The 25,415-nt window shown below is 54.3% G+C and carries 32 protein-coding genes and 1 riboswitch; of the genes, 22 read left to right on the top strand and 10 right to left on the bottom strand.

Annotated features, from left to right (window positions below; genetic code table 11):
• Positions 1–2 precede the first annotated feature (2 nt).
• From KNP75_RS00135 to KNP75_RS00145, 3 genes are all read left to right on the top strand, one after another.
• Positions 3–2,657, top strand: a complete 2,655-nt coding sequence (locus tag KNP75_RS00135; protein ID WP_215189209.1) for an MMPL family transporter — start codon at positions 3–5, stop codon at positions 2,655–2,657.
• A gap of 102 nt (positions 2,658–2,759) precedes the next feature.
• Complete coding sequence (locus KNP75_RS00140) at positions 2,760–3,044, top strand: putative quinol monooxygenase (protein ID WP_214796447.1); 285 nt, start codon at positions 2,760–2,762, stop codon at positions 3,042–3,044.
• A 14-nt stretch (positions 3,045–3,058) separates the two neighbouring features.
• A complete protein-coding gene (locus KNP75_RS00145; RefSeq protein ID WP_214796448.1) occupies positions 3,059–3,943 on the top strand; it encodes a VOC family protein in 885 nt (294 codons plus the stop codon).
• Between the two features lie 19 nt (positions 3,944–3,962).
• Here the strand turns inward: KNP75_RS00145 and KNP75_RS00150 are convergent, their stop codons facing one another.
• Together KNP75_RS00150 and KNP75_RS00155 are read right to left on the bottom strand one after the other, a co-directional pair.
• The gene (locus KNP75_RS00150; RefSeq protein ID WP_215189210.1) at positions 3,963–5,792 is read right to left on the bottom strand and encodes an LTA synthase family protein; all 1,830 of its coding nucleotides are present in this window, start codon (positions 5,790–5,792) and stop codon (positions 3,963–3,965) included.
• A gap of 113 nt (positions 5,793–5,905) precedes the next feature.
• On the bottom strand, positions 5,906–6,304 hold the full coding sequence (locus KNP75_RS00155; RefSeq protein WP_214709116.1) for a VOC family protein: 399 nt from the start codon (positions 6,302–6,304) through the stop codon (positions 5,906–5,908).
• 93 nt (positions 6,305–6,397) lie between these two features.
• On the opposite strand from KNP75_RS00155, the gene KNP75_RS00160 reads away from it, so the two are divergent.
• A complete protein-coding gene (locus KNP75_RS00160; protein WP_215189212.1) occupies positions 6,398–6,898 on the top strand; it encodes a YcxB family protein in 501 nt (166 codons plus the stop codon).
• Positions 6,880–7,359, top strand: a complete 480-nt coding sequence (locus KNP75_RS00165; protein WP_215189214.1) for a GNAT family N-acetyltransferase — start codon at positions 6,880–6,882, stop codon at positions 7,357–7,359. Before KNP75_RS00160 ends, KNP75_RS00165 begins: the two co-directional genes overlap by 19 nt.
• Here the strand turns inward: KNP75_RS00165 and KNP75_RS00170 are convergent.
• From KNP75_RS00170 to KNP75_RS00180, 3 genes are all read right to left on the bottom strand, one after another.
• Positions 7,354–7,620, bottom strand: coding sequence for a hypothetical protein (locus KNP75_RS00170; protein ID WP_215189216.1), 267 nt, complete (start codon positions 7,618–7,620; stop codon positions 7,354–7,356). The genes KNP75_RS00165 and KNP75_RS00170 overlap by 6 nt on opposite strands.
• A 63-nt stretch (positions 7,621–7,683) precedes the next feature.
• Positions 7,684–8,172, bottom strand: a complete 489-nt coding sequence (thiW, locus tag KNP75_RS00175; protein ID WP_215189218.1) for an energy coupling factor transporter S component ThiW — start codon at positions 8,170–8,172, stop codon at positions 7,684–7,686.
• A 64-nt stretch (positions 8,173–8,236) separates the two neighbouring features.
• Positions 8,237–8,335: riboswitch (TPP riboswitch) on the bottom strand.
• Between the two features lie 24 nt (positions 8,336–8,359).
• Positions 8,360–8,680 (bottom strand): hypothetical protein, encoded by a 321-nt coding sequence (locus KNP75_RS00180; protein ID WP_034779718.1) that lies wholly within the window; start codon positions 8,678–8,680, stop codon positions 8,360–8,362.
• Between the two features lie 42 nt (positions 8,681–8,722).
• On the opposite strand from KNP75_RS00180, the gene KNP75_RS00185 reads away from it, so the two are divergent.
• Positions 8,723–9,691: an aminoglycoside phosphotransferase family protein gene (locus tag KNP75_RS00185; protein WP_215189220.1), complete on the top strand. Its 969-nt coding sequence runs from the start codon at positions 8,723–8,725 to the stop codon at positions 9,689–9,691.
• A 1-nt stretch (position 9,692) separates the two neighbouring features.
• On the opposite strand, the gene KNP75_RS00190 is transcribed toward KNP75_RS00185, so the two are convergent.
• Together KNP75_RS00190 and KNP75_RS00195 are read right to left on the bottom strand one after the other, a co-directional pair.
• Entirely contained in the window at positions 9,693–10,439 is a 747-nt protein-coding gene (locus tag KNP75_RS00190; protein WP_214796465.1) for a hypothetical protein, read from the bottom strand.
• A 92-nt stretch (positions 10,440–10,531) separates the two neighbouring features.
• Complete coding sequence (locus KNP75_RS00195) at positions 10,532–11,224, bottom strand: hypothetical protein (RefSeq protein WP_215189222.1); 693 nt, start codon at positions 11,222–11,224, stop codon at positions 10,532–10,534.
• 98 nt (positions 11,225–11,322) lie between these two features.
• Between KNP75_RS00195 and KNP75_RS00200 the strand changes: the two genes are divergently transcribed.
• The 10 genes from KNP75_RS00200 (at position 11,323) to KNP75_RS00245 (ending at position 19,864) form a co-directional block, all read left to right on the top strand.
• On the top strand, positions 11,323–12,243 hold the full coding sequence (locus KNP75_RS00200) for an AAA family ATPase (protein WP_215189224.1): 921 nt from the start codon (positions 11,323–11,325) through the stop codon (positions 12,241–12,243).
• 3 nt (positions 12,244–12,246) lie between these two features.
• Entirely contained in the window at positions 12,247–13,299 is a 1,053-nt protein-coding gene (locus tag KNP75_RS00205) for a DUF58 domain-containing protein (RefSeq protein WP_215189226.1), read from the top strand.
• A 64-nt stretch (positions 13,300–13,363) separates the two neighbouring features.
• Positions 13,364–13,903, top strand: coding sequence for a ribonuclease FAU-1 family protein (locus KNP75_RS00210; RefSeq protein ID WP_029594462.1), 540 nt, complete (start codon positions 13,364–13,366; stop codon positions 13,901–13,903).
• A gap of 48 nt (positions 13,904–13,951) precedes the next feature.
• Positions 13,952–15,079 (top strand): tetratricopeptide repeat protein, encoded by a 1,128-nt coding sequence (locus KNP75_RS00215; protein WP_215189228.1) that lies wholly within the window; start codon positions 13,952–13,954, stop codon positions 15,077–15,079.
• A 137-nt stretch (positions 15,080–15,216) separates the two neighbouring features.
• The gene (locus tag KNP75_RS00220; protein WP_215189230.1) at positions 15,217–15,648 is read left to right on the top strand and encodes a MarR family winged helix-turn-helix transcriptional regulator; all 432 of its coding nucleotides are present in this window, start codon (positions 15,217–15,219) and stop codon (positions 15,646–15,648) included.
• Between the two features lie 40 nt (positions 15,649–15,688).
• Positions 15,689–16,681, top strand: a complete 993-nt coding sequence (locus tag KNP75_RS00225; RefSeq protein WP_215189232.1) for a ring-cleaving dioxygenase — start codon at positions 15,689–15,691, stop codon at positions 16,679–16,681.
• A complete protein-coding gene (locus KNP75_RS00230; RefSeq protein WP_128123682.1) occupies positions 16,678–17,307 on the top strand; it encodes an NADPH-dependent FMN reductase in 630 nt (209 codons plus the stop codon). Before KNP75_RS00225 ends, KNP75_RS00230 begins: the two co-directional genes overlap by 4 nt.
• A 90-nt stretch (positions 17,308–17,397) precedes the next feature.
• Complete coding sequence (locus tag KNP75_RS00235) at positions 17,398–17,874, top strand: hypothetical protein (RefSeq protein ID WP_215189234.1); 477 nt, start codon at positions 17,398–17,400, stop codon at positions 17,872–17,874.
• A 60-nt stretch (positions 17,875–17,934) separates the two neighbouring features.
• Positions 17,935–19,002, top strand: a complete 1,068-nt coding sequence (locus KNP75_RS00240) for a saccharopine dehydrogenase family protein (protein WP_215189237.1) — start codon at positions 17,935–17,937, stop codon at positions 19,000–19,002.
• A 67-nt stretch (positions 19,003–19,069) separates the two neighbouring features.
• Complete coding sequence (locus tag KNP75_RS00245) at positions 19,070–19,864, top strand: GNAT family N-acetyltransferase (RefSeq protein WP_214753428.1); 795 nt, start codon at positions 19,070–19,072, stop codon at positions 19,862–19,864.
• A gap of 31 nt (positions 19,865–19,895) precedes the next feature.
• Here the strand turns inward: KNP75_RS00245 and KNP75_RS00250 are convergent, their stop codons facing one another.
• The gene (locus KNP75_RS00250; protein ID WP_034779695.1) at positions 19,896–20,681 is read right to left on the bottom strand and encodes an SDR family oxidoreductase; all 786 of its coding nucleotides are present in this window, start codon (positions 20,679–20,681) and stop codon (positions 19,896–19,898) included.
• An 85-nt stretch (positions 20,682–20,766) separates the two neighbouring features.
• Positions 20,767–21,081 carry a hypothetical protein gene (locus tag KNP75_RS00255; protein ID WP_214823429.1) on the bottom strand — a complete coding sequence of 105 codons (315 nt, stop codon included), beginning with the start codon at positions 21,079–21,081 and terminating at the stop codon, positions 20,767–20,769.
• A gap of 147 nt (positions 21,082–21,228) precedes the next feature.
• Between KNP75_RS00255 and KNP75_RS00260 the strand changes: the two genes are divergently transcribed.
• The 4 genes from KNP75_RS00260 (at position 21,229) to KNP75_RS00275 (ending at position 23,898) form a co-directional block, all read left to right on the top strand.
• On the top strand, positions 21,229–21,534 hold the full coding sequence (locus KNP75_RS00260; RefSeq protein WP_215189239.1) for a hypothetical protein: 306 nt from the start codon (positions 21,229–21,231) through the stop codon (positions 21,532–21,534).
• 66 nt (positions 21,535–21,600) lie between these two features.
• On the top strand, positions 21,601–22,614 hold the full coding sequence (locus tag KNP75_RS00265) for a S66 family peptidase (protein ID WP_251128164.1): 1,014 nt from the start codon (positions 21,601–21,603) through the stop codon (positions 22,612–22,614).
• Positions 22,614–23,216 (top strand): NUDIX hydrolase, encoded by a 603-nt coding sequence (locus tag KNP75_RS00270; protein WP_215189242.1) that lies wholly within the window; start codon positions 22,614–22,616, stop codon positions 23,214–23,216. The genes KNP75_RS00265 and KNP75_RS00270 overlap by 1 nt, the downstream gene beginning before the upstream one ends.
• A 94-nt stretch (positions 23,217–23,310) precedes the next feature.
• Positions 23,311–23,898: a GNAT family N-acetyltransferase gene (locus KNP75_RS00275; protein WP_215189244.1), complete on the top strand. Its 588-nt coding sequence runs from the start codon at positions 23,311–23,313 to the stop codon at positions 23,896–23,898.
• Here KNP75_RS00275 and KNP75_RS00280 read toward each other — a convergent pair.
• Positions 23,879–24,343: a GNAT family N-acetyltransferase gene (locus KNP75_RS00280; RefSeq protein ID WP_215189246.1), complete on the bottom strand. Its 465-nt coding sequence runs from the start codon at positions 24,341–24,343 to the stop codon at positions 23,879–23,881. The two genes, KNP75_RS00275 and KNP75_RS00280, sit on opposite strands and share 20 nt — an antisense overlap.
• 70 nt (positions 24,344–24,413) lie before the next feature.
• Between KNP75_RS00280 and KNP75_RS00285 the strand changes: the two genes are divergently transcribed.
• Both KNP75_RS00285 and KNP75_RS00290 read left to right on the top strand, forming a co-directional pair.
• Complete coding sequence (locus tag KNP75_RS00285) at positions 24,414–25,214, top strand: GNAT family N-acetyltransferase (protein WP_215189248.1); 801 nt, start codon at positions 24,414–24,416, stop codon at positions 25,212–25,214.
• On the top strand, positions 25,211–25,393 hold the full coding sequence (locus KNP75_RS00290) for a hypothetical protein (protein WP_152567766.1): 183 nt from the start codon (positions 25,211–25,213) through the stop codon (positions 25,391–25,393). Before KNP75_RS00285 ends, KNP75_RS00290 begins: the two co-directional genes overlap by 4 nt.
• Positions 25,394–25,415: the final 22 nt, after the last annotated feature.

A 25,415-nucleotide genomic window follows, 5' to 3' on the forward strand; every position in this document is an offset into this window, starting at 1 on the left:
ACGTGCATAAAATCATCCAATGGCGCTGGGGCATCTTAATCGGTCTCATCGTCTTGACGGTTGCCTTGTTTGTGATGGCGCCGAACTTGACGAAGCAGGCCGAACAAGCCGGCAGCTTCCAATTATCCGAGGACATGGATTCGCAGCGGGCGCAGGACATCTTGAACGCCGCCGGGAAGAGCGATAAGACGATCTCGCTCGTCTATGAGTTCGAAACGCTCGGTGACGCCGAACGGGCCGATATTTCCCGGGTCATCGACGAGATGAAACAAAACGACACGGTCGTCAAAGACGTACTCGACCCGTTTGAAAGTGAAGAGACGGAAGCACAGCTCGTCTCGGAGGACGGCCGCATCGTGCTCGTCCCAATCACGGTCGAAGGGTCGATGGAAGACATCAACGCCTTTGCGGACGACGTGCGGGCGAACATCCTCCCGGAAGACGAGACCGTCTACATCACAGGTGAAGAAATCATCAACAACGATGTGAACTTGAGTGCGCAGGAAGGCTTGAAGAAGACGGAAATCATCACGGTCGTGCTCATTTTTGGACTGCTCCTGCTCGTGTTCCGCTCAATCGTGACGCCATTCATCCCGCTCATCGCGGTCGGATTCACGTATTTATTGAGCCAATCGTTCGTCGCATTTTTCGTCGATTGGTTTGGCTTCCCGGTCTCGAACTACACGCAGATTTTCCTCGTGGCCATCTTGTTCGGGATTGGAACTGACTATTGTATTTTGCTGCTCAGCCGGTATAAAGAAGAGCTCGGTGCGGGCCACGCGATTGAAGATGCCATCGTCAACACGTACAAGACAGCAGGGCGGACAGTCCTCATCAGCGGTCTTGCCGTGTTCGTCGGCTTTGCGGCCATCGGTTTCGCCGATTTCCCAATCTTCAAATCAGCCGTCGCTGTCGCGGTCGGGATTGCCGTGCTCTTGCTCATTCTCTTCACGGTCGTGCCGTTCTTTATGGCGACGCTCAAGCATCGTTTGTTCTGGCCATCGAAGAAGGCGGGCGAACATCACGACAGCCGTCTCTGGGCCGGATTCAGCCGTCTGTCGGTCAATCGACCGTTCGTTTCGATTCTCGTCGTCGCGTTAATCACCGTACCGGTGTTGTTCACGTACGACGATGCTCGATCGTTCAATACGGTCGATGAGATTGGTGACGATTATGATTCCGTGCGCGGCCTCAACTTGATTTCAGAAGGATTCGGACAAGGGGAGTCGCTGCCGGTCCAAGTCATTTTGAAACAAGATGGCACGCTGTCCGAAACGGACATTCCGTACATCGAGAAGTTCTCGAGTGAACTTGAAAACGTCGACGGGGTGAGCGGCGTCCGTTCCGTGACGCGTCCGACCGGTGACGTCATCGATGACTTTTACGTCGACACCCAGCTCGAACAAGTGAGCGCAGGACTGACGGAAGCCGAGACTGGTCTCGGTGACGTTCAGGCCGGACTCGCGCAAGTCGAATCTGGGCTTAACGCCGTCGTTGGCCAATTACCGGCCGGTTCAACGAATGCCGGCGCCCCGCTCGCGGAAGCGGCAGCGGGACTTGGTCAATTGAACGCTCAGCTCGGTCTGATTGGCCAAGGACTCACGGCGACGCAAAATATTCCGGCGACGGTGGCACAACTGCAACAGGTGTCTGGTGGTCTCAGTCAGATTGAAGCAGGCATTACGGAAGCAGCGTCTACGTTGACGGCACAAGGCGCCCAAGCCGGAGAACTCGGAACGGGTCTCGGACAACTCGCCGCGGGTGTCGGTGAAGCGAACGCAGGGCTCGCTCAAATCGAGACCGGTATCAATGAAGCGGCGGCATTCCTATCAGACCTGAGTAGCTCGGACAGCCTGCGCGATACGGGCGTCTATCTACCGGAAGGGACGCTCACGTCAGAGGAGTTCGCTCCAGCTGTCGAACGCTACGTATTTGACGACGGGACGGCGACACAGCTCGAGGTCATCCTCGAGATGGACCCATATTCGCCGGAAGCGATTGACACGGTCGAGACCGTGAAAGCGACGATGGACCGGATCGTCACCGATACGCCGTTCGCGGATGCGACAATCGGATATGCCGGTATCTCGAGTATTAACAGCGACTTGAATGAGACGTCGACGAACGACTTCAATCGGACGGTCGCCATCATGCTCGTGACGCTGTTCATCGTCTTGACGATGTTGTTCCGTTCGATGGTCATGCCGCTCTATATGATCGGCTCGCTCTTACTGACGTATTACACGTCGGCGGCCATCACGGAGCTCATCTTCGTCGAAGGACTCGGTTATGACGGCATCAGTTGGGCCGTTCCGTTCTTCGGGTTCGTCATGTTGATCGCCCTCGGCATCGACTATTCGATTTTCCTGCTCGATCGGTTCCGCGAAGAGTCGATCAACGGGATGACGGTTCGCGATGCGCTCGTCCATTCGATGACGAAGATGGGGACGGTCATCATGACCGCGGCCGTCATCCTCGCCGGAACGTTCGGGGCGATGATCCCGTCTGGCGTGCTCAGTCTCGTCCAGATTGCGACGATCGTTATCACCGGACTGTTGTTATACGGATTGATTGTGTTGCCGCTGCTCATCCCTGCGATCACGGTATCGTTCGGGGACGGAGTATGGTGGCCGTTCAAACCGAAACAGAAGAAGTAAGCACAAGCGGGTGTCTCCTCATGAGACGCCCGCTTTTTGGGATAGATCGGATGCGTTTAGGGAACAGGTGAACGAATAGACTTTTAGAAGGAGGAATCGCATATGGCAATTACAATCACCGCTATCTTGAAGGCACATCCTGGGAAAGAAGACGAGTTACGGCAAGCGCTCGATGAGGTCATTCCTCCGTCGCGACAAGAGGAGGGGTGCCTGACGTATGTGCTCCATGAGTCAATCGATGCCCCGGGCACGTTCGTGTTCTATGAAAAGTACGAAGACGAGACGGCGCTTGACCATCACATCAACTCACCGCATTACCAAGCATACCGAAAGACAGCTGAGACGCTACTCGCCGTCCGTGACGTGTATCGTCTACGTGAAGTCTGAAAGGAGAAAGGATTATGATTACTCAACCGATTATCCCGTGTATTTGGTTCGAAGGCGACGTCGAGGCGATTGCGGAGTGGTACGTGTCGAGATTTCCTGATTCATTCGTCGACTATACGACGAAACTGAGCGATACGCCTTCGGGTGAGACGACGGTTGTGACCGTCTCGCTGGCGGGACAATTCTTTCAACTGCTCGGGGCGGGTCCGTTGAAGGAGCGGAACCCGTCTATCTCGTACATGGTCACGTTCCCGACGGCAGAAGAAGTCGAGACGTTGTGGGGTAAACTTGTGGACGGGGCCGAGGTGCTCATGCCGCTCGACGCGTATGATTTCAGCGAGCGCTACGGCTGGTTGACAGACAAGCACGGTGTCTCCTGGCAAATCATGCATAGCGGCGGGATGGACATCCAGACGGTGACTCCGTGCTTCTTGTTCGTCGGAGACGTGTTCGGTCGGGCCGAGGCGGCGATGAACGACTGGATTTCCATCTTCCCGGATTCGTACGTGCTGGAAGACCATCTGATCCGTTACGAAGCGGCAGACGGCCTAGAGTTAGAAGGAAAGCTCAATTATGCCCGTTTCGTCTTGTCCGGACGCGAGTTCGTTGCCATGGACAGCGCGGAAAATCATCAATTTGCGTTCAACGAGATGCAGTCGCTGATCGCATTTTGTGAGTCGCAAGCCGAGATTGACGAGTACTGGGCCAAGCTGTCGGCCGTCCCGGAAGCGGAACAGTGCGGCTGGCTCCAAGACCGGTATGGTGTCTCCTGGCAAATCGTGCCGTGGGAGATGGAAGAGATGCTGACGACCGGTACAAAGGAGCAGTTGGCGCGAGTGACGCAAGCGTTCTTGCCGATGAAGAAAATCGATGTCGCCGCGTTACGAAACGTCTACTGACAAAAACAAGCCGTCCCGATTATTTCGGGGCGGCTTGTGCGTCGTTTTGTTGAAAGTCGGACAGGGCGTCTTTCACGACGATCGTATCGGATAAACGGAGTTGTTCGACGGCTTGATCAATATATGGTTCGCATGTTTGAAGCGGCAAGTCATCGCCGGTCTCGACCGAATAACACATGCCGCTGCCGACCGGCTCTGTCAAATCCGGGACGAAATAAAGGTCGTCGTAGCGGAACGAGCCGTTCCGGAACACGGTCAAATTGGGCTCATCGTCGAGAAGCGAACTTCCAAGCATGTACGTCGGTGTCATCCCGAGCAAATCGAGGATGGTCGGGGCCAAATCGACTTGACCGCCGCTCGCCTGCACCGTCTGACCTCGTTCGAGTCCTGCCGGTTTGATGAATAACGGGACGGAGCGATCGAGCTGGAACAAATCGACCGTGGAGTCGGCATCTGCATTTACGGCCATCTCGTCACCGGCAGCGGTCAATCCGCTGTCGTGGTCGCCATAAAAGACGACCAAGGCGTCGTCCCACTTTTCGTCCGCCTTCAGTCGTTCGACCATGAGACCGACGGCGGCATCGCTGTAGTGGACGGTGTGATAATAGTCTTGGAGGAGCGGGTCCTCGTATTCCGATAGATCCAACCGTTTCTCCTCGTCCGGAATCTCATACGGCGTATGGCTCGTCAACGCGACCATGAAGGAATAGAACGGCTCGTCCAACGTGTCCAAGTGGTCGACCGATGTCGTCAGGAACTCCTTGTCGCCGACGGCCATACCGATGACCGGATCGGCCGGATAATCGTCTTGGTGGAAGAAGTGGTTGTAGCCAATTTGCTCATAGAAGTTGGCACGATTCCAAAACTCCTTGTCGAACGCATGCATCGCGGCCGTATCATAGCCGGCTCGTCGTAACTGCTCAGGCAAGGCGTCAAACGTGTTCGTCGCATACTGCGTATACACCGAACCTGATTTGACGGGATAGAGCGAGGCGTTGACGGTAAATTCCGCATCCGACGTCCGGCCCTCGTGTGTCTGATGATAAAAATTCGTGAAGTACAGCATCTCGTCGCGAAGCGCATTCAAATTCGGGGTCAGTTCTTGACCGTTGACGGTCTGGCCGATCACGGACGTTTGGAACGACTCGAGCTGAACGACGATGACGTTCGTGTCGGCTGTAGCCTCGACCGGTTCGGTCGCCAACGCTTCGATTTGGCCGCGCTCCCGTTCCGTCAGGTCGTCACCGAGGTTCAACGCGTCGCGAAGGCCACGGAACGTATCGAGCCCGTGATAGCCCCAAAATCCGAACTGATAATACTCACGCATATTCGAAATCGGGGTCTTGCGATGGTCTGCCTCAGCGTAATGAACGGCGGTCGGAACGGTAAAGATGATGAGGCCGATCAGAAAGCCGGAAGCTGCCAAACGGCGACCGAGGCGTTTCGATTCCGTGATGGGGTGTCGCTTCATATAGACGAGGATAGCCGCGTAGACGAGCAAATCCGTGAACAAGATGAAGTCGGGTGCTTGAATCAATGTCAAAAATCCGCCCCCGACGTCTCCCATCTGGCCGATATCAGACAGTAGGGCGACCGACAGCAAGTTGCCGAAATAGCGGTAATACCAGACGTCCGAGATGAGTAGCGTGCTGTGCAGAAACAGCGACGCGAACAAAATCCAGCGACGTGTCTGCGGTTTTACGAGTAGCGCCCAACTCGTCATCATCAAGATGGTCGCGAGGTTGATGAATAGAAAAGGTAGGTCGAACGCGCTCGCGGTCAACAGGCTGAAGAGGAACAGCTTGGCGAGGGAGAGCGATAAGTAACTCCAATAATCGAGATATTTCATGAAAGGCCTCCAAACGGTACGGACAAAGTGTGTTCTTTGTCTTGTACCTGTTCGAAGACGGCGAAAAACATGAGGGTGTGCGATTTTGGCAATAAAAAAAGCAAGGCAGCGCCTCACTTGATGACAAACGTGTCCCGGAGCTCGATAATCGTGCCTTCCGGGGCTTTTAATTTACTCAAATGACCATCAACGACGAAGTAGATGTTCCCGCCGTGCTTTGGTAGGAACGTTACACCGAGGTCCTCGAGGCGCCGCACTTCTGTTTCGAGGTCATCGACATAAAGCGCGAAGTGGACCGGGCCGGCCACGTGCTTTGAATAAGGCGACAACGTCTCGTCGACTTTTGCCGTTTGAAGCTCGATATAGAAATCGCCAAGTTTGAGCCAGCTGTTGAACGCTCGGGTGTGGAAGTCGGGTGACTCTTGGACGAGCTCGAAGCCGAGCGCCTCATAGAATCGTTTGGACGCCTCGTAATCGGGCGTTTGGATGCAGAGATGGTGGATTTGTTTCATCGTGTCACTCCTTTGTTTCATTCTATCGAATCGACGTTCTAAACGGAACTTTTCTTCACGTGAGACGTATAGGACACCGAGGAGGGAATGACGATGCAGATTCAATATGAATTGACAGAAGACGACTATATCCGGTTCAACTTGAGCCATGTTAAACGTTCGAAGACAGGTAAACGGATGCTCCTCGTGCAGCGGATTATCGGACCACTTATCTTTTTAGGCGCTGCTTTCGTGTTGGCGATGTGGCTCCAAGAGACGGACTGGTGGCTGTACGGGATATACGGGATCGCGAGCGTTCTGTGGTTCCTATATTATCCGAAATACTTTGAACGGCATGTCCGGAAGCAGACGCGTCGTCTCATCGACGAACGTAGCAACGAAGGCATGATTGGCCCCCATACGATGGATTTGGAGGAGAACGGTCTGCGCGATTTAAATGAGTTCGGCGAGACGCGTGTGTCATGGGCAGGAATCAAGGAAGTCGTCGAGGAGGATGATTATGTGTATCTATACAACTCCTCGGTCAGCGCCTATATCTTGCCGAAGCGCGGACTGGACATGGAAGAGGTGCGCCGATGGCTGCCAATACGCTGACGACTCAACTCGTCGATGACACGAACCGGGATGCCGTCGTCGCCTTGACCGTCGCTTCTGACCAAGCCCGTTTTATCGAAACGAACGCCGAATCGCTCCGCGAGATGGAAACCGATGTCAAATATGCGTGGCAGTGCTATGCACTTTGTCGTGATGATCATCCCGTCGGCTTCATGATGATTGGGGCAGAGAACAAGGTGGAGCGTTACATCTGGCTCGATCGATTTATGATCGATGTGACAGAGCAAGGGAAAGGAATCGGGTCACGCTTTTTACAGTTGGCGCTCGTGTGGATTCAAGAGCGATTCGATGTGGATGACATCGTCCTCAGTCTCCATCCGACGAACGAACTAGCGAAACGATTTTATGAGAAGGGTGGATTTGTCGACAGCGGCTTGATTGATGAGGCAAACGGGGAAGAGATTTGGGTGTATCACGTCAAACAGGGACAGCCGTCATGAGTCGGCCGTCCCTGTTTTCGTCGTCGTTGAGCCTTGAACAGCGTTGCCCGCTTTGAAAAAGAGGACGAGGGCAGCCACTCCGAAAATCGAGATGGACACATTTTGGAGCAGCACATCGACGAACATCGGCTCGCTGGAAAACGTGCCCGTCGCAATCTGAGCATTCCAGCGGGTGAACGTGGCGATGCGTTCAAGCGTGTACAAGAGACCGGACATGGACAGGCAAGCGGTGGCAGCCAGTAATAGCGTCAATCGATTCAAGAAATGACCTCCCAGTATGTGTTATCCTTATTTTACCATTTTTTTAGCGGGGGGAACTCCTATTTATCGTTTCACCGTGAGCGGTCGCAATTGCTTGACCCGAGCCAAGACGATCCAGCCGAGCACGGCGCCGGTCACACTCGACGCAAGGAAGGCCGGGAAGAAGAACAGTGCCCCGAACTCGTTCCCCATCAACACCTTGGCGTACGGGACGGCGACGAGCGAGGCGATGAGCCCTGTCCCGATGACTTCACCGAATGCGGCGAAGGCGACGCGGTTCGTCTTCATATAGAAGACCCCGGCCAAAAGCGCCCCAATCATACCTCCGGGAAAGGCCAAGAGCGACCCGGTACCGGTCATGACACGGACGATTCCGGTCACGAACGCAACGAGAACGGCCCCGATCGGCCCGACGGTGACGGCGGCGATGACGTTCACCATATGTTGAATCGGATAGGCACGGGCGACACCGGTCGGAATCGAGATGAACAGGGAACCGATGATGGCGATGGCGATGAGCATCGCCATCCAAGTGAGTTGTTGAATACGCATAGATAGTCTCCTTTCAAAATGAAAACGCCACTTCTCCAAGTGGAAAAGTGGCGTGGAAAGACAGACGAATCCCACACCACTTCCCTACGCTGGTATGAGCCAGATCAGGTTCGAAGGGTCCGGCGCATGCCGTCTCAGCCCGAAGGCTCCCCTAGTGGTCGTTTATTAACATGAGTATAGCATACCGTCATTTGACGCGGTCGAGCTTTCGTGGTCGGAACGTGACATAGGTGATGCCGACGAACAGGCCATACAACAAAAGGGAGAAGACGAGATTGATCAGCCACGGGAGTGTCCCCATGAACACGGCGACGGACGCGTTTTGAAACCAGACGAGCGAGAGCGACAGCCCGACAAAGCTGAGAACGAGCGTTGTCCAAAAGCCGACAGCTCGGCGCTTGAACAGACGCCAAACGAGCAGCCCGATGATGAGACTGACGACGGCCGTCGCCCCTAAGTACATATACAAGATGGCATCGACCGGGTATGAATAATATACAACGTCCATATCGTTTCCTCCTAGGAGATGATGAAAGAAAGGGTGAAAAGGATGAGACAGGCAATCCCATGGCGTGACCGATCGTTTCGTGAACGGTTCGAACGATGGATTGAGGCAAACGTGCCGAATGCGAGGTGGCACGTGATCAAAGATACCGATTTGACGTACTTGCTTGTTGGCGCGCTCAATGAGGAACGTTACTACGCCAAAGCGGTGACCGACATCAGTCGTGGTGAGGTCGATTTGTCGGCGTTTCTGGCCGAGCGGCATCCTGATTTCGTCCCTGACGTCATCGCCATCGATTCAGCCCGGAACTGGTTGCTCATGCGAGACATCGGCGGAGAGGCGTTACGTGAACGGCCGGACGTGAGTCGATACGAAGCGGCGTTGCGTCAATACGCACAGCTGCAGCGACAGGAGATCGACCAGATCGAGACCTGCTTGTCTTACGGCATCCCGGACCGCCGACCGACCAAGTTGAAGGACGAAATCCGCACGTATTTACCTGAGCTCTGCGCCGGGCTCGAGCGATACAAAGCCGAGGCCATGCTCGCGCTTCAAGATGAATTGATCGCCATGTGCGATGAGCTGGCGACCGGGATGCCGATGAGTCTCGAGCACGGTGATTTGCACGGCGGCAACATCTTCTGGCGGGAACGGACGAATGATTTGTGTATCCTCGACTGGGGCGACGCGACCGTCACGCATCCATTTTTCAGCGTGCGCGTGTTTTGGAACGCGCTGTACGACTTATTGCCGGAAGAAGACGAGGTCGCCTGGTATGAACAGATTCAAACGATGCGTACGGTTTATTTGGAAGCGTGGAGCGGCGTCGCATCCAAGGACGTGCTTTGGCGTCACTTGTTGATCGCTGAAGAGCTCGGTTGTGTCTATCGGGCCTTGTCGTGGCATGTGTACGTGACGAGTTATCGGTACGACGTAGCTGAGTCGAGCGATAAGCCAGCGCAATGGCTCAACTTGCTACTCGAGTACCGGGACTTGAAACGACGCTTCCCATAAGTCATTCATACTTCTCGAGTAGGTTTTCATAATCCGTCTCGCTCCAAAACAGTGGGGCAATCGACTCCGGCCCTTTGAAGATTTCACCGTCTCGGTCGTAGACGATGGCGTAGCCACCTTCGACTTCAAAGACGATCAAGTCGGCCTTCACTTCCTTGACCCCGTTTCCCGCGATGATGACGTTCTCGAGCGGATCGCGCGCCAGTTGTACGCCCCATTCGTCGAGCTCGACGATGAGCGCGGATGTGTAGGCGTGGCGATTATAGAGCGCCTGAAACTCGTCTTCGGTCAAAACGACGTCCGTCGGTGGGGCACTTGTCCCATATTTTCGTTTCTCGATTTCTTCGACGAATTGAAGGAACGATGCTTCTTGCCAAAACAGCGGCGCGACCGACTCGGGACCGTTAGCGATGTCCCCGTTCTCGCTCTCATAGACGGTGGCGTACGTGCCGTCATCGAGTTTGAATGGATGAATATCGGCGTATGTATGCTGGATGCCGTCGCCGGCGATGACGACGTGCTCGAACGTCTCACGGAACGGGGTGAGTCCATCGTTCTCGAGTGCCTTCAAGAGCGGCGGGACTTTTTCATATTGGTCGAAGACGTCTTTAAAATCTTCTCGCGTCCAAGCGGTGATGTCTTCGGACGACGGTTCATTTGTATCGGCCGGGACGATGGGTTGCTCAACGGAATCGGTGCACCCGGTCAGCAAAAACACACTGAATCCGAGTAGGCCTAGGCGTTTCATCAATCAAACCTCCTAAGAAAGTTACATTTTTTTCCTATTATCAATGATCGTAGCATGTTTGCCAGTCATTGAGAACCCGGGTACTTTCTCGCTCAGGGTTGCCGCTTCAAGTAACGGTCGAGTGCCTCGTGAAATCGTTGTTGCTGCTCGAACGGGATGTCATGATCGGATGCGGGACCATAGCGAATCAGATGATAGAGCGAGGCGTCGATATCTGTCAGCTCGATGCGTTCGAACCAGTCGACGACCGTCTCATTCGTCCGAAGTTTTAACTCAGGGGCGAGCGACGCGTTGAACGTGATGAGCCAATCCCTCAGTTCGATGTTCGTGAGCATCGGGAACGTCTGTGCAGCGATCGTTGCGTCCGCTTCGTGTGATGATTGAGTAGAAGTGTCATCCGTAAAAAGGAACGTGAGTCCTTTCAGCCGTCGACGACGCAACCATTTCCGGACACTGTAAACAATCAATCCGGCAGCAGCGAGGATGGCGAACAGTGTTCCGAGTCCTCCGGGTGCATCGCCTACACCCAAACCGAATGGAAACTCAAACATTTTTTTCTTTTCACGTAAGGATCCACCTTTTTCGTTTTCACCAACTGTCGTTAAATCGATTCCATCCTCGTCCGGTTCCTCTTCTTCTTGCTCACGCTCTTCTATTAGAGGATCGTCAACTGGATGGTCGAGCGTTTGAAACCAACTGAACGTCTCCTTACTGACAAAGACGAACGTCACAACGAGACAAGCTGTCACAACAAGGATCCCTATAAATCGAGATGACCACTTCATCCTTTCCCTCCTTATCGGAATGTTCAGACTATTTATTGTCTATATTACCATAAACAGGTAAACTTCGAATAAGACATCTACCAACGGAGGGGAACGAAATGGGAATCGAAGCGGTCATCAAACAGTTGAATGAAGTGTATTTGGGGAAAGGTGAAGTCGTCCGGCTCTGCTGCACGGCGCTTCTCGCCGAAGGGCACATCTTGCTCGAGGACGTACCTGGAACGGGGAAGACGTTGCTCGCCAAAGCGATCGCCGGCAGTTTGGACGGGTCATTCTCGCGCATCCAATTTACGGCCGATTTGCTCCCGTCCGACGTCATAGGGACCGACTACTTCAATATGCAGACGCAAGGATTTGACCATCGGCAAGGTCCGATTTTCGCGAACATCGTCCTGATTGATGAAATCAATCGAGCCGTCCCGCGCACCCAGTCGGCGCTGCTCGAAGCGATGGAAGAACGACAAGTCTCAATTGGCGGGAAGACGTATCCGATGCCGAAACCGTTCTTTGTCATCGCCACGCAGAACCCGATTGAATCGGCCGGGACGTTCCCGCTCCCAGACGCGCAACTTGACCGGTTCCTCATCTCGATTCCGGTCGGCTATCCGGACGCCGCCGAAGAGCGAGAACTGTTGTTGCAAGTGTTGACCGAGACCCGCAAACAAATCGAGGCCGTGACGTCACTCGCCTCGCTGCAAGAAGCGCAGGCCGAGACGAGACAAGTCGCGATCCAAGACGATGTCCTCGACTATATGCTCGGTCTCGTCCATGCGACTCGGGCGCACGCGTCCGTCGAGGTCGGAGTCAGCCCACGTGGCGCGATCGCGCTGCTCCGCGCTTGTCAAAGCTATGCCTATTTGGCCGGCCGACTGTACGTCATCCCGGAAGACGTCAAAGCCGTGGCGCCGTACGTCCTCGCCCATCGGATCAGCTTGACGCTTGAAGGCGGCATCAAGTCGACAAAAGCGAACGTCATCGCACACATTTTAGACACCGTGCCCGTGCCGGTCGAGGGCTGACGGATGATCCTGTCCACGCACGTTTGGTTGCAGCGACGGCTCCTACCTATATATCTTTTGAGCGGAGCCATGCTCGTGTTCTTCCCGTACGTATACGGATTGGGTTACATATGCTTCATTGTAGCGAGTGCGATTTGGATGCTCGAGCGGACGCGGCAACAACTTGAGCGGCACATCGATCTCCGGTTCACGCAATACGAAGAATTGCTGTTTGTCGGAGATGAGAGTCGGTTCGTGTTGGTGGTTGATGGGGTGGACGAGTTGAATCGGCTCGGACTACCGCTACGGATTCGCTTGAAGGCGAGCTCAGGAATAAGCTTTCCGGCGCATGAGCGCCTTCCGAACGTGCTCGACTATGAGGTCGATGTCGGTCGCGCCCGCCACGAATTGGTCGTGCGCGCCGAGTATCGAGGTCCAGCCACGTTCGAGGAATGCGTCATCGCCGTCACACTTCCGTTCCGTCTCGGGACATATTTGTATGAACGACCGGTCGATATAGAGTGGACCGTCCTTCCATCGCTCCTGTTGCATCCACCGGTCGGGACGAAGCGGCTAGCGCTTGGGGACCGGCCGTTCTTGGCGTCACCGCTTCGAAATCCGTTGCAACTAATCGGGTCGAAACCGTATGAAGGGGAACCGGTGAAGGAGATTGATTGGTATGCGACCGCCAAACTCGGACGACTGCAGTCAAAAGTATTTCAACAGACGACGCTCGATACGTTCACGTTCGCCTTGGATTTGACGGGTCCGTCCGGTTATACGCTCCATCACGACTTCGAATCGCTCATCAGCCAAGTCGCTTTCGTCACGTCACGTCTGTTAAAAGAGGACTGCAAAGTCGAATTGTTCTTGAATCGATTCAATGAGGATGGGACGATGCTCCATGTCCCGCTTCAGGAAGGCGAGCGCGGCATTCGCTTCATCTTGTTGCAGTTGGCGACGATTCACCCAGGCAATCGCTTCATCTCGACAGACGCCTTTACGCGGATGGTCGAACGGAAACGGTTGAAGCAAAGCCATCTCGTCTCGTTCAATCAACACAATCTGTACGATTGAACAGGGAAATGTCGGATTTTGGCGAACTCTTTACGTATGAATTGGGTCAAAAGGAGAGAGACATATGCCAAAACGGAAATTTGCCAATCGTCGAGACTGGGAACGGATTTTGCAACATCGCTACGCGCAAATGGAGGTACATGATGACCGTTTCTCCGGGACCGTCGCCTTGTTTCAAATCGATGCGGTCCGCGCACCGCAATATAAGATGCACAAGGGAGAAGAGTTCATCGTCGCCGATGCCGGTTACAGCTGGCTTCAATATTTCCCGGACGACGAGCCGTTCGGTGTGACCGTCATGTTTAATGATGAAGGGCACATCGTTCAATGGTACATCGATATCGTCGAAGCGATCGGATACGAGGACGGAATCCCGTATATGGACGACTTGTTGCTCGACATCCTCATCTTCCCGAACGGGGACGTTGTCCGCAAAGACGAGGACGAGTTCGAGGAAGCGACGGAGGCCGGAGAACTGACGCCGGAGCTCGTCGAGCAGGGCTGGCGTGACTTCCATGCGACGCTCGATCGGATTGAACGTCGGGACTTCGTCTATTTCGACTTGGCGAACGAGCATTACACCGAGTTGAAGCAAAAACTTTGAACGGCCTGTTCCCTTTGGTACAGTGAAAGAAAAAACAGGGGGACGAATATGAAAATTATCAATATCGAGACGTGGTCGCGCAAGAAGCACTATGAGTTCTTCAAGGCGTTCGACGCCCCGCATTTCAACGTGACGGCGAGCGTTGATGTGACGAAGTTACATACGCATGCCAAACGGACCGGACAGTCGTTCTTTAAACTGTTCTTGTATGGTGCCGTCAAGACGGCGAACGCCATCCCGGAGCTTCGCTACCGGATTCGCGGCGACGAGGTCATCGAGCACGACGTCGTGCATCCGTCCTTTACTGTCATGATGGACGATGACGTCTTCAACTTTTGCACGGCAACGTATAAAGACGCGTTTCCGGACTTCATGGAAGAAGTGACGGCCCGGATGAGCGGAGCGAAACGGGAAGTCGTTGTCGGCGACGATGAGCCGGACAGTCTGCTTTACATCACGAGCGTGCCTTGGGTCACGTTCACGAGCATCAGCCACCCGACACACGACCAACAGCATGATACGGTGCCGCGCATCGCCTGGGGCAAATTCACGGAGACCGGTGACCGGATGACGATGCCGCTCTCGGTCCAAGCCCACCATGCCCTCGTCGATGGCGTCCATGTCGGTCGCTATTACGAATTGTTGCAAGCGTGGCTTGATGACTTGAGTGACTTGGAAGTTCAAACCCCAGAGGAGAAAGGGCTCGACGAAGCGATTCGTCTCCGCGAGAACGGAGAGCTCGAACGGGCAAAGCAGTTGCTACTCATGTTGCTCCGACAAGACGAGAAGAATCCGCGCCTCCATGCCCATTGCGCCTGGTGTTATGATTCGCTCGGAGAAGAACGGCAAGCCGTCCCGCATTATGAACGGGCAATCCGGCTCGGCCTCGCCGGCGAAGAGCTCCGTGAGACGTATATCGGACTCGGCAGCACGTATCGGGCGCTCGGTCGCTATGAGGACGCTGAGGCGTTGTTCGCCAAGGCGGTCGAACAATTCCCTGACATCGGGGCGCTCAAAGTGTTCCAGGCGATGACCCATTATAATCTCGGACGCCACAGTGAGGCGACCGGTACGTTGCTCGAACTGCTCGCAAGCCCGGAGCCGGATGACAGCATCAAACGGTATCGTCGCGCCATCGCGTTTTATGCGCGTAACTTGGATGAGACGTATGACTGAAACGACAAGACGAGGCAACTCGTCTTTTTTTTTGAGACAAATTGATTGACCCATCAAATTTAGCGTGTTATATTTATCTCGAATTAAAGATAATGAAATTTAAAGTATTGTTTTCTCTCAGCAGAGGAGGGGAACACATGGAAGAACGACAAACGTTAAAAGCGATCACGGTGTTGCTTCGGGCCTCGCAATCGATTCAAGACGTGGTCAAGCATGAAGTCGCCGAGTACGGGCTGAATCCGACCGAGTTCTCGGTCCTGGAATTGCTGTACCATAAAGGCGACCAACCGATTCAAATGATCGGCAAAAAAGTATTATTGACGAGTGGGAGCATGACGTATATCGTCGATCGGCTCGAAGCGAAAGGTTACTTGATTCGCAAAGCGTGTCCGAGCGACCGGCGCGTCACGTATGCGGCACTGACTGAGGAAGGACAGACACTCATGTCATGCATCTTTCCAGCCCACGAAAAACGAATGAACGAGTTGTTCGATGGACTCGAACTAAATGAAACGATCACTCAATTGAAGACGATCGGCAAACGTGCCGAAGCGGCAAAAAATTTTTAATTAATTATCTCGAAATCAAGATTTTGAAGGAGCGATTTTAATGAACCATGTAAAAGGTATTCACCACGTGACGGCGATTACGAGCAGCGCCGAGAAGAACTATGACTTCTTCACGAACGTCCTTGGGATGCGTCTCGTCAAAAAGACGGTCAACCAAGACGACATTCAGACGTACCACTTATTTTTCGCCGATGACAAAGGCAGCGCTGGAACAGACATGACGTTCTTTGATTTCCCGGGCATCCCAAAAGGCGTGCACGGGACGAACGAGATCGCCAAGACGTCGTTCCGCGTCCCGACCGACGAGGCGCTCACGTATTGGGAACGTCGCTTCAATCGCCTCGGCGTGAAGCATGAAGGGATTACCGAGCAGTTCGGCAAGAAAACGCTCGTGTTCGTCGACTTTGACGAACAGGCGTACCAGCTCATCTCGGATGAGTTCAACGTCGGCGTCGCGTCAGGCGAACCGTGGCAAAACGGCCCGGTCCCGCTCGAGTACGCCATCACGGGCCTCGGTCCAATCTTCATCCGTATCGCGGACTTTACGTATTTCAAACAAGTGATGGAGCAAGTCATGTTGTTCGAAGAAATCGGGCAAGAAGGCGACGCGCATCTCTTTGAAGGAGGTGAGGGTGGAAACGGAGCGCAAGTCGTCGTCATTCATGACGAGACGTCACCAGTCGCGCGCCAAGGGTTCGGAACCGTGCATCACGTCGCTTTCCGTGTCGATGACCGCAGTGTCCTCGATGAATGGACGGCACGCTTGCAACAGTTCGGGTTACCGACGTCAGGCTATGTCGACCGCTTCTTCTTCGAATCGTCTTATGCCCGAGTCGCGCCGCAAATCCTGTTCGAATGGGCAACGGACGGACCAGGATTCATGGGCGATGAGCCGTATGAGACGGTCGGTGAAAAATTGTCACTCCCGCCGTTCTTAGAACCGAAGCGGGAACAGATTGAAGCGATGGTTCGACCGATTGATACGGTCAGAAGTACAAAAACGTTTGAGAAAGAATATGAGGGCATGAAATGAGCTTTTTAAATCGTTTGTTCGGTAAACAAGAAGAACCAACCAACTCACAAGGAGGAACTAACATGTTGAAAATTGGAATCGTACTCGGATCGACTCGTGAAGGACGCGTCAGCCCGCAAGTCGGAGAATGGGTGAAAGAACTCGCGAACAAACGCGGAGACGCCAACTATGAAATCATCGATATCGCAGACTACAGCCTCCCGCTTCTCGGCGAGCCAGGCGGCGACGCATCAGGTGCGGCGGCATGGTCTGAGAAAATCGCGGAGATGGACGGCTTCGTCTTCATCGTCCAAGAATACAACCACTCGATTACAGGCGCGCTCAAAAACGCCCTCGACTACTTACGAAACGAATGGCATAACAAAGCAGCCGGAATCGTCTCATACGGTTCGGTCGGAGGCGCGCGTGCGACGGAACACTTACGCGGCGTGTTGAGCGAGCTCTTGATCGCCCACGTCCGTGTCCATCCAGCGCTCTCGCTCTTCACAGATTTCGAAAACGGCACACATTTCGCACCGAAAGACGTACAAGTCCAATCGGTCAACGACATGCTCGACCAGCTCGTCCCATGGACAGAAGCGATGCAGACGGTCCGCACGAAAGCGGCAGAAGCTGCGAACAACTAAGTATTTGGCCAGCCTTTAAACAGGCTGGTTTTTTTGTGCGCTTTTTTTACGGGTCATGTAAAGTTGGAGTAGAAGAAGGGGGGAATGAGCGTGTGGGCTCGGAAAATTGTCGCGGCGTCGCTCACGGCCCCGATTTATGCACTCTTGTTGGCGTGTTGGGTCGTCATCCCGCAATATCCGGACAGCGGTGGGGTGAGCGATACGGTGAATGGGCTATTGATGTTGACGGCCGCCTATCTGGCAGTTAGTTTCCCGGTCATCGTCACGTACGGCGTGTTGACGTCGGTGTTCAGCGATTGGGTGACACGCCGGATGTCGAAGCGGTTCGGGCCGCTCGTCTCGTTTGGGTTACATATCGGGTTCGGGCTCGTCTTGCTCTGGCTCAGTTTAGGGGCGGCGCTATTATATTGGGCGATTGATCGCTACTTGACATATAAGGGCTGTCGGTTCGGAACGAGGCAGATATGGTCGAGTCTCGTCCTACCCGTCGGTGTCATAGTGATGGCTGTTGGCGTCGTCTATTTGATTGGTGTGATGCAAGACGTGATGCATCGGTTACACGGGTGAAAGTTGGCAGGATAGGGAACAAAGAAAAGACATGTTTGTAGAGTTGAAGGAGGAATCGTGATGAAATGGATGATTTATGGGGCGAACGGCTATACAGGCGAACTGATTGCCCGGCAAGCAGTAAAAGAAGGGATGACACCGGTGCTCGCGGGTCGGCGTGCGGACGCAATCGCAAAGCTCGGGGAAGAGCTCGCGTGTGAGACGCGCGTCTTTAACTTGTCGTTCGATAAGGCGACACGCCAATTGGAAGACATCGACCTCGTGTTACACTGTGCCGGACCGTTCGCCGATACGAGTCGGCCGATGGTCGAGGCATGCCTCGCCACGAAGACGCATTATTTGGATATTACCGGGGAAATCGAAGTGTTCGAATACATCCACTCGAAGAAACGGGCCAAACTCGCACAAGAGGCCGGCGTGTTGCTTTGTTCGGGTGTCGGCTTTGACGTCATCCCGACCGACTGTGTGGCCCGCAAGTTGAAAGAGCTGATGCCGGACGCGACGAATCTAGCCCTTGGCTTCTCGGCGGCCGCCGGTATCTCACGCGGGACGCTGAAAACAGCGATCCGTGGACTCGGGTCGAGCAGTGCCGAACGGAAAGATGGCGAACTGACATCATTCCCGCTCGGGGCGAAACGCCGTCACATCGATTTCGGACGCGGCAAGAAAACGGCACTTGCGATTCCATGGGGGGATGTCTCGACCGCCTATTATACGACGGGCATCCCGAACATCACGACGTGGGTCCCGGTCCCGACGGCTTACGCTTACGGGGCGCGTCTCTTATCTTGGTTCGGCCCGATTCTTGGCAGCGACGCGGTGCAAGGAAAGCTGCTCCGTTATGTCGATGAGCACGTGAGCGGACCGGATGAGTCAGAACGGGAACGCTCCTCGACGTATGTCTGGGGCGAGGCGACGGACGCTTCGGGTCGCAAAGTGATCGTTCGCATCAAGACGGCGAGCACGTATGCCTTCACCGTGTACGGCGCACTTGAGGTCGTGAAGCGTCTTGTCGGATCGGGCCGCGTCATTCCAGGCAGCTTTACACCGGCGATGCTGTTCGGGTCGCACTTCATCGAAGAAATCGAAGGATCGTCGTCATTTGTCGTCGATGAGGTCCGGCTGTAACGGAATCACAATCTGTTCGCAATCGAAGTGTGGTAAACTCAGGGGAGATTAGTGGGGAGGGAACGAGATGAGACGCTTAGAACTAGCCAGGCGGATCGAACGCATCAAAGCGGAAGGGACGTCTGCCTATATTCGGCATCGTAAACAGACCCCTCCCTATGAAGGTTCGGAATTGATTGTCGAAAACAAGGGCCACGTCTTCCGGATGGGCAATACGAGTTTTGCGGTCGGCTTCGGTTTGAATCGACCGACCAGTTTTTACGATTTGCACCAGATGGAGAAGTGGGTGCGCGGGAAGAACGTGTCCCGCCTACATATCGAGGTCTGTCCACTCGCGGACATGTCGCTCCTTCGGTTGCTGCAAGAACGAAACTATACGCTCGACCACTTCCTCGACGTCTGGTTGCTCGACGTGGACACGTTCGTGTTTCCGGATATGGAGCATACGGTCGAACGCGTGCACGCCGATAACGTGAACGAGTGGGCCCGGGCCATCGCGGCCGGCTTTGCCGAGACTGGGACGGTCATGCAAGAGACGATCGATACCGCGAAAGGCTTCTACGCGTTACCCGAAAATCAGGCGTTTCTCGTCCGCGAAGGCGAGACGGCCGTCGCCGGCGGTATTCTTGCTATCCAGGACGGGATGGGGGAATTGTTTTTGACGAGCACAATCCCAGCTTACCGAAACAAAGGTTACCAGACACAGCTCATCTTGGAGCGGATCGCCGCCGCGAAAGCTGCGGGTTGTCAGTACGTGACCGTCACAACGAAAGTCGATACGGCCTCGGGCCGCAATATGGAGCGTTTAGGTTTTATCCCGTTCTATCAGAAAGCGGTCATGAAAAGCCCGATTCTCAAATAAACAGGTCGCCCCGCGGGGCGACCTGTTGTCGTTAAAGCAAAGATTCGGCGCCGTCGACGTACACCTCGGAACCGGTGACGTGGCTCGACATGTTGCTCGCGAAGAACAACACGACGTCCGCGACTTGTTTGGCCGTGCCTGACTTGCCGGCGAGCGGCTGATTCCCTTCCGGGTATTCAATCGGGATGACGACTTCCTCAAGCAAGGCGTCGTCTCGGTTCGTCGAGTCATCGATGTTCGTATCGATGGCGCCGGGACAAATCGAGTTGACGCGAATGCCGAACTGGGCGAGCTCGGCTGCAGCCATTTTGGCGAATCCGGTCTGTCCGGCTTTTGTCGTCGCATAGCCGCTGAAACCGAAGTTTTTGAAATAACGGTTCCCGTTGATGGATGACGTGATGATGATGCTGCCGCCTCGTTCCTTTAAGTAAGGGATGGCATGTTTCACCGTCAAGAACGTGCCCGTCAAGTTCGTCTCGACGACACCGTTCCAATCCTCGAGCGACAAATGCTCGATCGGCGTGATCGTCCCGTTACGACCCGCGTTCGCGAAGACAATGTCGACACGGCCGAAACGTTCGACTGTTTGTTCGTACGCCCGTTTCATCTCGTTTTCGTTCCCGACGTCGGCACTGATGCCGATGGCCCGTTCTTCTCCAATCAGACTCGCGAGTTGCTGGGCATCTTCCAATTTTAAGTCGATGATGGCGACTTTCGCCCCCGCCTGGACGAACCGGATGACGGCGGCGCGTCCGATTCCGGATGCCGCGCCTGTGATGAACGCGACTTTCCCTGATAACAATGTATTTGAAATCATTCAATTCGCTCCTTTCAGCTTCCTGTTCTCATATTCCACCGTTCTATGAAAACTATGCTCGTTTTCTGAAAAAAAGCCGTGTCGCTTAATCCGGTGTTACATGGATTGACACGGCAATCTTGAGTTTTGCGTCCCGGTCGAGCTCCACCGTGACAACTTGACCAACTCGGAGTTCTTGCACGTCGTCCGCACTCCCGGTTACTTGGGTCTGATCATTGATTAAAATCGTCTGCAACTTCACCTCACTGCCTGAGACGTCACTCGGACCAATCATCAATTGCGGGATATCGATTTGCTCAATCCGTCCCTCGATTTGATGGTCGTCCCATGTACTAATCCAATACACTGCCACTAAACAAAGACCGATAAATGCCAGAGCAAAGATGAGCCGGGTTCTCATGGTGTTCCTCCTCTGTGTCATTCCGGTACGATGGTTTCCATTAGTTATTTACCCGGATTACAGGAATCCTATAGGGTTCTTTTGACAGGAATTTGAATCGGTGATGCGGAATAAAACAAGACAATTCGATGAGTGGAGGCGCTGACGATGATTCTAGTCGGGCTGGTTAGTTTGATCATTTCAGGATTGGTGGCGTTCGGATGGTGGACAATCGGTTTTCCGCGGCGACGCATATGGGGCGGAATGATGATGTTAGGTGTCGCGTTCACCTGCTCGCCCTTCCTCCTTGTCTTGAGCGGAGAACGGTTTGGATTCAATGGCATCATCGCGGGATTGGTCGGATTATTTTGTATCGTGGTGGGCGGATTCTTCTTTCTTGTGCTCGGTTGGATTGGTCGCCCGCAGAAAATTCGAAAGGTACGGACACTCTCGGAAGACCCTGATTTGTTTTAGGATAGGTTGTCAGCCGACTCTTGGAACCCGTACAGTGAATGAAACGAACGTGAGGGAGCGATGATGTTGGGTACAAGTAAACAACCGCCGGCGTTACGGGCGGGGGACATAATTGGAATCATCACGCCCTCGTTTCCGGCACCGGTCCGTTTTCCGGAACGGTATGCGCGAGGAATTGAACAGCTAAAGCGGATGGGATTTCTCGTTCGAGAAGGACGGTGCACGCACCGTTCAGAAGGATACCGCTCGGCCTCGATCCAAGAACGGGCCGAGGAGTTCAATGAGCTGCTGCGTGATGATGACGTGAAAGCGATTATCAGCACGATTGGGGGGACGAACTCGAACTCACTCTTACCGTATATCGATTACGAGGCGTTGCGACAACATCCGAAAATTATCATGGGGTATAGCGATGTCACAGCACTCCTCCTCGCCTGCTATACGGAGACGGGCGTGACGACGTTCTACGGTCCAGCCATCGTCCCGTCGTTCGGGGAATACGAGACGATGTTTGCGGACGGGGAGCGCTACGTGCGAGAGGTACTCTGTTTGGAGCGGACGGCGCCTTACTCACTCGACGTTCCCGGAGAGTGGACCGAGGAGATGATCGATTGGTCGACGCAGGACCGGGAGAAAAATTTCCGGCCGAATGATGGCTGGCTCACTCTCCGAGAAGGTCAGGCTCGTGGCAAGTTGATTGGTGGGAACATGAACACGATGACCGGCTTCTTGAAGTCGGACTATTTCCCAGACATGGACGGGGCCATCCTGTTTTTAGAAGACTCGTTCAAGACGATGGCAGACGAGGAACGTTCCCTCAGTATGCTCAAACTGGCCGGAGTGTTCAATCAAATCAATGGACTCATCATCGGGAAACATGAACATTTCGATGCGGCCGGCGCACCGTTCACGTTTGAGGAGCTGTTGCTCGAAGTGCTCGGAGACGTCGACTTCCCGATTTTGACGAACGTTGATATCGGGCATACGTTTCCGTCACACGTGTTCCCCATCGGCATCGATGTCGAACTCGATGCGACGTCAGGGACAATCACATTTTTAGAGGATGGAGTGACGCGATAATGGAATTCATCACGGTCGTAGACCACCGGCGGAAGAAAGTTGGCTTGAAGTCACGCGCCGATGTACACCGGGACGGGGACTGGCATGAGACGTTCCATTGTTGGATGACGGCCCACGACCGTCTCTTCCTGCAACTTCGAAGCGAACGGAAGGCAGATTTTCCCGGATTGTTCGATATCACGGCAGCCGGGCATTTGGCGGCCGGAGAGACCGTTCGGGACGGGGTGCGGGAGATTCATGAAGAGCTCGGGCTCGACCTGACGTTCGATCAACTGACTCCGCTCGGCGTCTTCGAAGACGTGATCGAGACAGGGACATTTTTGGATCGAGAGTTCGCCCATACATATGTCTACGCGTACGCGGGAGAACCGTTTACATTAGATGAAACGGAAGTGGCCGATGTCGTCACGGTCGATTTTGCGGCGTTCCGGTCGCTCTTGGCCGGCAAGCATGCGGAGGTTGAGTCGATCTCGGCAATCTCAGGGGAGACACGGACCGTGACGAAGCAAGATCTCGTGCCCCATCCGACAAGTTATTGGGAGCAAGTTTTGACGGGCCTTGAAGAGTTGACTTCAAGCAATCGAGGCGGGTCTCATGATTGATTTTATTTGGCAACTGCTGAACGTATTGCTCGTGCTCGGTTTAGGTAGTCTTTTGGTTTGGTGTTTTCGCAAGTGAAGAGGGGGGAATGACGAGATGAACGTTGAACGTACAGATACACCGCTCCAGATTGAGACCGGACGGTTATACTTGCGGGCACCTCGCGCCGGAGAAGATGCCCGTATCGTCAACGAGGCGATTCGGGAGTCGCATGATGAACTGAAGCGCTGGCTTCCGTTCGCGCAAGAAGTGCCGACGTTATCCGAGACGGAAGAAAACTTGAAGCGGGCACAGGAACTCTATGTAACAGGTGAGAGTTTTCGGTATCTCATCTTTTTACGGGAGACGGGGCCGTTCGTCGGGACGGTCAGCCTGTTTGAGATTGACTGGGACGTACGGAAGGCTGCAGTCGGCTATTGGCTTCACACGGAACACACCGGCCACGGTTATATGAGCGAGGCGGTCGAGGCGATCGTCCGTTTCGGATTCGCCCACTTCAGCTTCCAACGGATTGAAATCCAATGCGAGTCGACCAATGAAGGAAGTCGAATGATTCCGGAACGGCTCGGCTTTCAGTTGGAAGGCACGCTCCGAAACGAGGACTTGTCCGCTGACGGAAAACGCTTGACGGACACGGCCGTCTACAGCATCTTACCCGGCGAACTTATACCTGCAGCGACATGATGCGTTGGGGTCCGACCGGTCCGTCGATCAAGCGGCCGGTGTCGACGAAGCCGACAGTTTGATAGAGCGAGAAGGCCGGCTCATTTTTGAGATTGACTGACAGGACGACCTCGTGTTTATCGGTGAAGTGCTCCCGGACATAACTCGGCAAGAGACGGAGCGCCGCTTTGGCGTGGCCGTTTCCTTGAGCCGGATGATTGATGGAAAACATCGAGAGCAATAACGCATCTCGCGCCTCCGTGTAAGAGGCGACCTGTTCCGTGTCGTGGAGCAGAAAGAAGCCAACGGGCTCATCGGTCGTGATGACGACAGGGTACACCCCGTCTGGCAACTGCGAATCGAGATCTGTTGGGAGCGTCGTATACTTCTCTTGGTCGAGCGGTAGGGAAAATGTCTCCAAGACAGGCCAATGGGCGTCACGGAGTGGTTCGAGTTTGATTGACATCCGGATTCCTCCTCGGTGTAAGTTGACTCTTCTAGTATACTGAACTCTAACTCGAAAGGAACTGAACTCGATGGCAAGACCAGTCATTTCTTATATCCAAAATCCGCCGCTCGCAGATCTTTACCGTGCTTTCATGGATGGTTTTTCTGATTATATGATTCACTTTGACATGGATGAGGCTCGATTTGAGGCGGTGTTTCTCGTCCGCGATCAAAACCAGCCATCCCGTTCCGTCGTCGCCTATGCGGACAATCGTCCTGTTGCCGTCATGTTGAGCGGCGTGGCGCACCTGGCTTCGGGGTGGGTCACTCGTTGCGGTGGCTTGGCGGTCGCCCCTGGCTATCGACACCTCGGCATCGCGAACGAGTTGATGCGTCGCTTCGATGAACAAGCGATGGGCACACGCCTGCTTGAAGTCATCCAAGGGAACGAACCAGCGCTCACGCTTTATGAACGGCTCGGCTATGAAACAGTTCGAGAAATTATGTACTTCCGATCTGTACCGACCGAGACGGAGGCGTCGCTCGAACCGGAACCGATCACCGAGCTATTCGAGACGTATTATCCGTCTGCGACCCACCGACCGATTTGGCAAGTCGACGTTCGTACGACCCAACAACAGGCTGAGCTTGTGCGAGTCCGTGAGGGCGAGACGACAGGAGCCCTCCTTTTCCGAGGCGATTTGCTCCTTGATGTGTTTGGTCGGGATGAAGATGCGGAATGGTTGTTGCGAGCGGCAGCAGCGGCCGGTCCGATTAAACTGACGCTCACTTCGGATCGTCCGGCCTTGATCGAGGCAGCCCGCCGAATCGGATTCGTGCAGGACGCTATCGCTCAATTCGAGATGGTCAAACCGGGAGGTATCGTGTGATGCATCGTTTTTTGCCCGTCCTGATGGTGCTGCTGATTGTCGGGAATTTGTTCACAATCCTCGGACTGACGACGAACTTGTCGTCAGCCAGCACCCGGTTCTTTTTAATCGGTGGCCCGGCCTTGACCGTCTGCGCCGCCCTCAGTATTGTCATAATCGTATTGAAACGAAAGCGATGACCGCGATAGGACATATGAAGTT

Source organism: Exiguobacterium sp. s6 (assembly GCF_018618155.1).
GTDB lineage: Bacteria > Bacillota > Bacilli > Exiguobacteriales > Exiguobacteriaceae > Exiguobacterium > Exiguobacterium mexicanum_A.

Bases quoted from the DNA above. Each gene is read 5' to 3' on its own strand.
- KNP75_RS00165 (WP_215189214.1), top strand. From the start codon at position 6,880: ATGGCTGCCAATACGCTGACGACTCAACTCGTCGATGACACGAACCGG.
- KNP75_RS00285 (WP_215189248.1), top strand. From the start codon at position 24,414: ATGGCAAGACCAGTCATTTCTTATATCCAAAATCCGCCGCTCGCAGAT.
- KNP75_RS00280 (WP_215189246.1), bottom strand. From the start codon at position 24,343: ATGTCAATCAAACTCGAACCACTCCGTGACGCCCATTGGCCTGTCTTG.
- KNP75_RS00270 (WP_215189242.1), top strand. From the start codon at position 22,614: ATGGAATTCATCACGGTCGTAGACCACCGGCGGAAGAAAGTTGGCTTG.
- KNP75_RS00240 (WP_215189237.1), top strand. From the start codon at position 17,935: ATGAAATGGATGATTTATGGGGCGAACGGCTATACAGGCGAACTGATT.
- KNP75_RS00195 (WP_215189222.1), bottom strand. From the start codon at position 11,224: ATGAAGTGGTCATCTCGATTTATAGGGATCCTTGTTGTGACAGCTTGT.
- KNP75_RS00160 (WP_215189212.1), top strand. From the start codon at position 6,398: ATGCAGATTCAATATGAATTGACAGAAGACGACTATATCCGGTTCAAC.
- KNP75_RS00180 (WP_034779718.1), bottom strand. From the start codon at position 8,680: ATGGACGTTGTATATTATTCATACCCGGTCGATGCCATCTTGTATATG.
- KNP75_RS00140 (WP_214796447.1), top strand. From the start codon at position 2,760: ATGGCAATTACAATCACCGCTATCTTGAAGGCACATCCTGGGAAAGAA.
- KNP75_RS00275 (WP_215189244.1), top strand. From the start codon at position 23,311: ATGAACGTTGAACGTACAGATACACCGCTCCAGATTGAGACCGGACGG.
- KNP75_RS00145 (WP_214796448.1), top strand. From the start codon at position 3,059: ATGATTACTCAACCGATTATCCCGTGTATTTGGTTCGAAGGCGACGTC.
- KNP75_RS00150 (WP_215189210.1), bottom strand. From the start codon at position 5,792: ATGAAATATCTCGATTATTGGAGTTACTTATCGCTCTCCCTCGCCAAG.
- KNP75_RS00190 (WP_214796465.1), bottom strand. From the start codon at position 10,439: ATGAAACGCCTAGGCCTACTCGGATTCAGTGTGTTTTTGCTGACCGGG.
- KNP75_RS00220 (WP_215189230.1), top strand. From the start codon at position 15,217: ATGGAAGAACGACAAACGTTAAAAGCGATCACGGTGTTGCTTCGGGCC.
- KNP75_RS00255 (WP_214823429.1), bottom strand. From the start codon at position 21,081: ATGAGAACCCGGCTCATCTTTGCTCTGGCATTTATCGGTCTTTGTTTA.
- KNP75_RS00230 (WP_128123682.1), top strand. From the start codon at position 16,678: ATGAGCTTTTTAAATCGTTTGTTCGGTAAACAAGAAGAACCAACCAAC.
- KNP75_RS00260 (WP_215189239.1), top strand. From the start codon at position 21,229: ATGATTCTAGTCGGGCTGGTTAGTTTGATCATTTCAGGATTGGTGGCG.
- KNP75_RS00155 (WP_214709116.1), bottom strand. From the start codon at position 6,304: ATGAAACAAATCCACCATCTCTGCATCCAAACGCCCGATTACGAGGCG.
- KNP75_RS00210 (WP_029594462.1), top strand. From the start codon at position 13,364: ATGCCAAAACGGAAATTTGCCAATCGTCGAGACTGGGAACGGATTTTG.
- thiW (WP_215189218.1), bottom strand. From the start codon at position 8,172: ATGCGTATTCAACAACTCACTTGGATGGCGATGCTCATCGCCATCGCC.
- KNP75_RS00225 (WP_215189232.1), top strand. From the start codon at position 15,689: ATGAACCATGTAAAAGGTATTCACCACGTGACGGCGATTACGAGCAGC.
- KNP75_RS00200 (WP_215189224.1), top strand. From the start codon at position 11,323: ATGGGAATCGAAGCGGTCATCAAACAGTTGAATGAAGTGTATTTGGGG.
- KNP75_RS00245 (WP_214753428.1), top strand. From the start codon at position 19,070: ATGAGACGCTTAGAACTAGCCAGGCGGATCGAACGCATCAAAGCGGAA.
- KNP75_RS00205 (WP_215189226.1), top strand. From the start codon at position 12,247: ATGATCCTGTCCACGCACGTTTGGTTGCAGCGACGGCTCCTACCTATA.
- KNP75_RS00250 (WP_034779695.1), bottom strand. From the start codon at position 20,681: ATGATTTCAAATACATTGTTATCAGGGAAAGTCGCGTTCATCACAGGC.
- KNP75_RS00215 (WP_215189228.1), top strand. From the start codon at position 13,952: ATGAAAATTATCAATATCGAGACGTGGTCGCGCAAGAAGCACTATGAG.
- KNP75_RS00185 (WP_215189220.1), top strand. From the start codon at position 8,723: ATGAGACAGGCAATCCCATGGCGTGACCGATCGTTTCGTGAACGGTTC.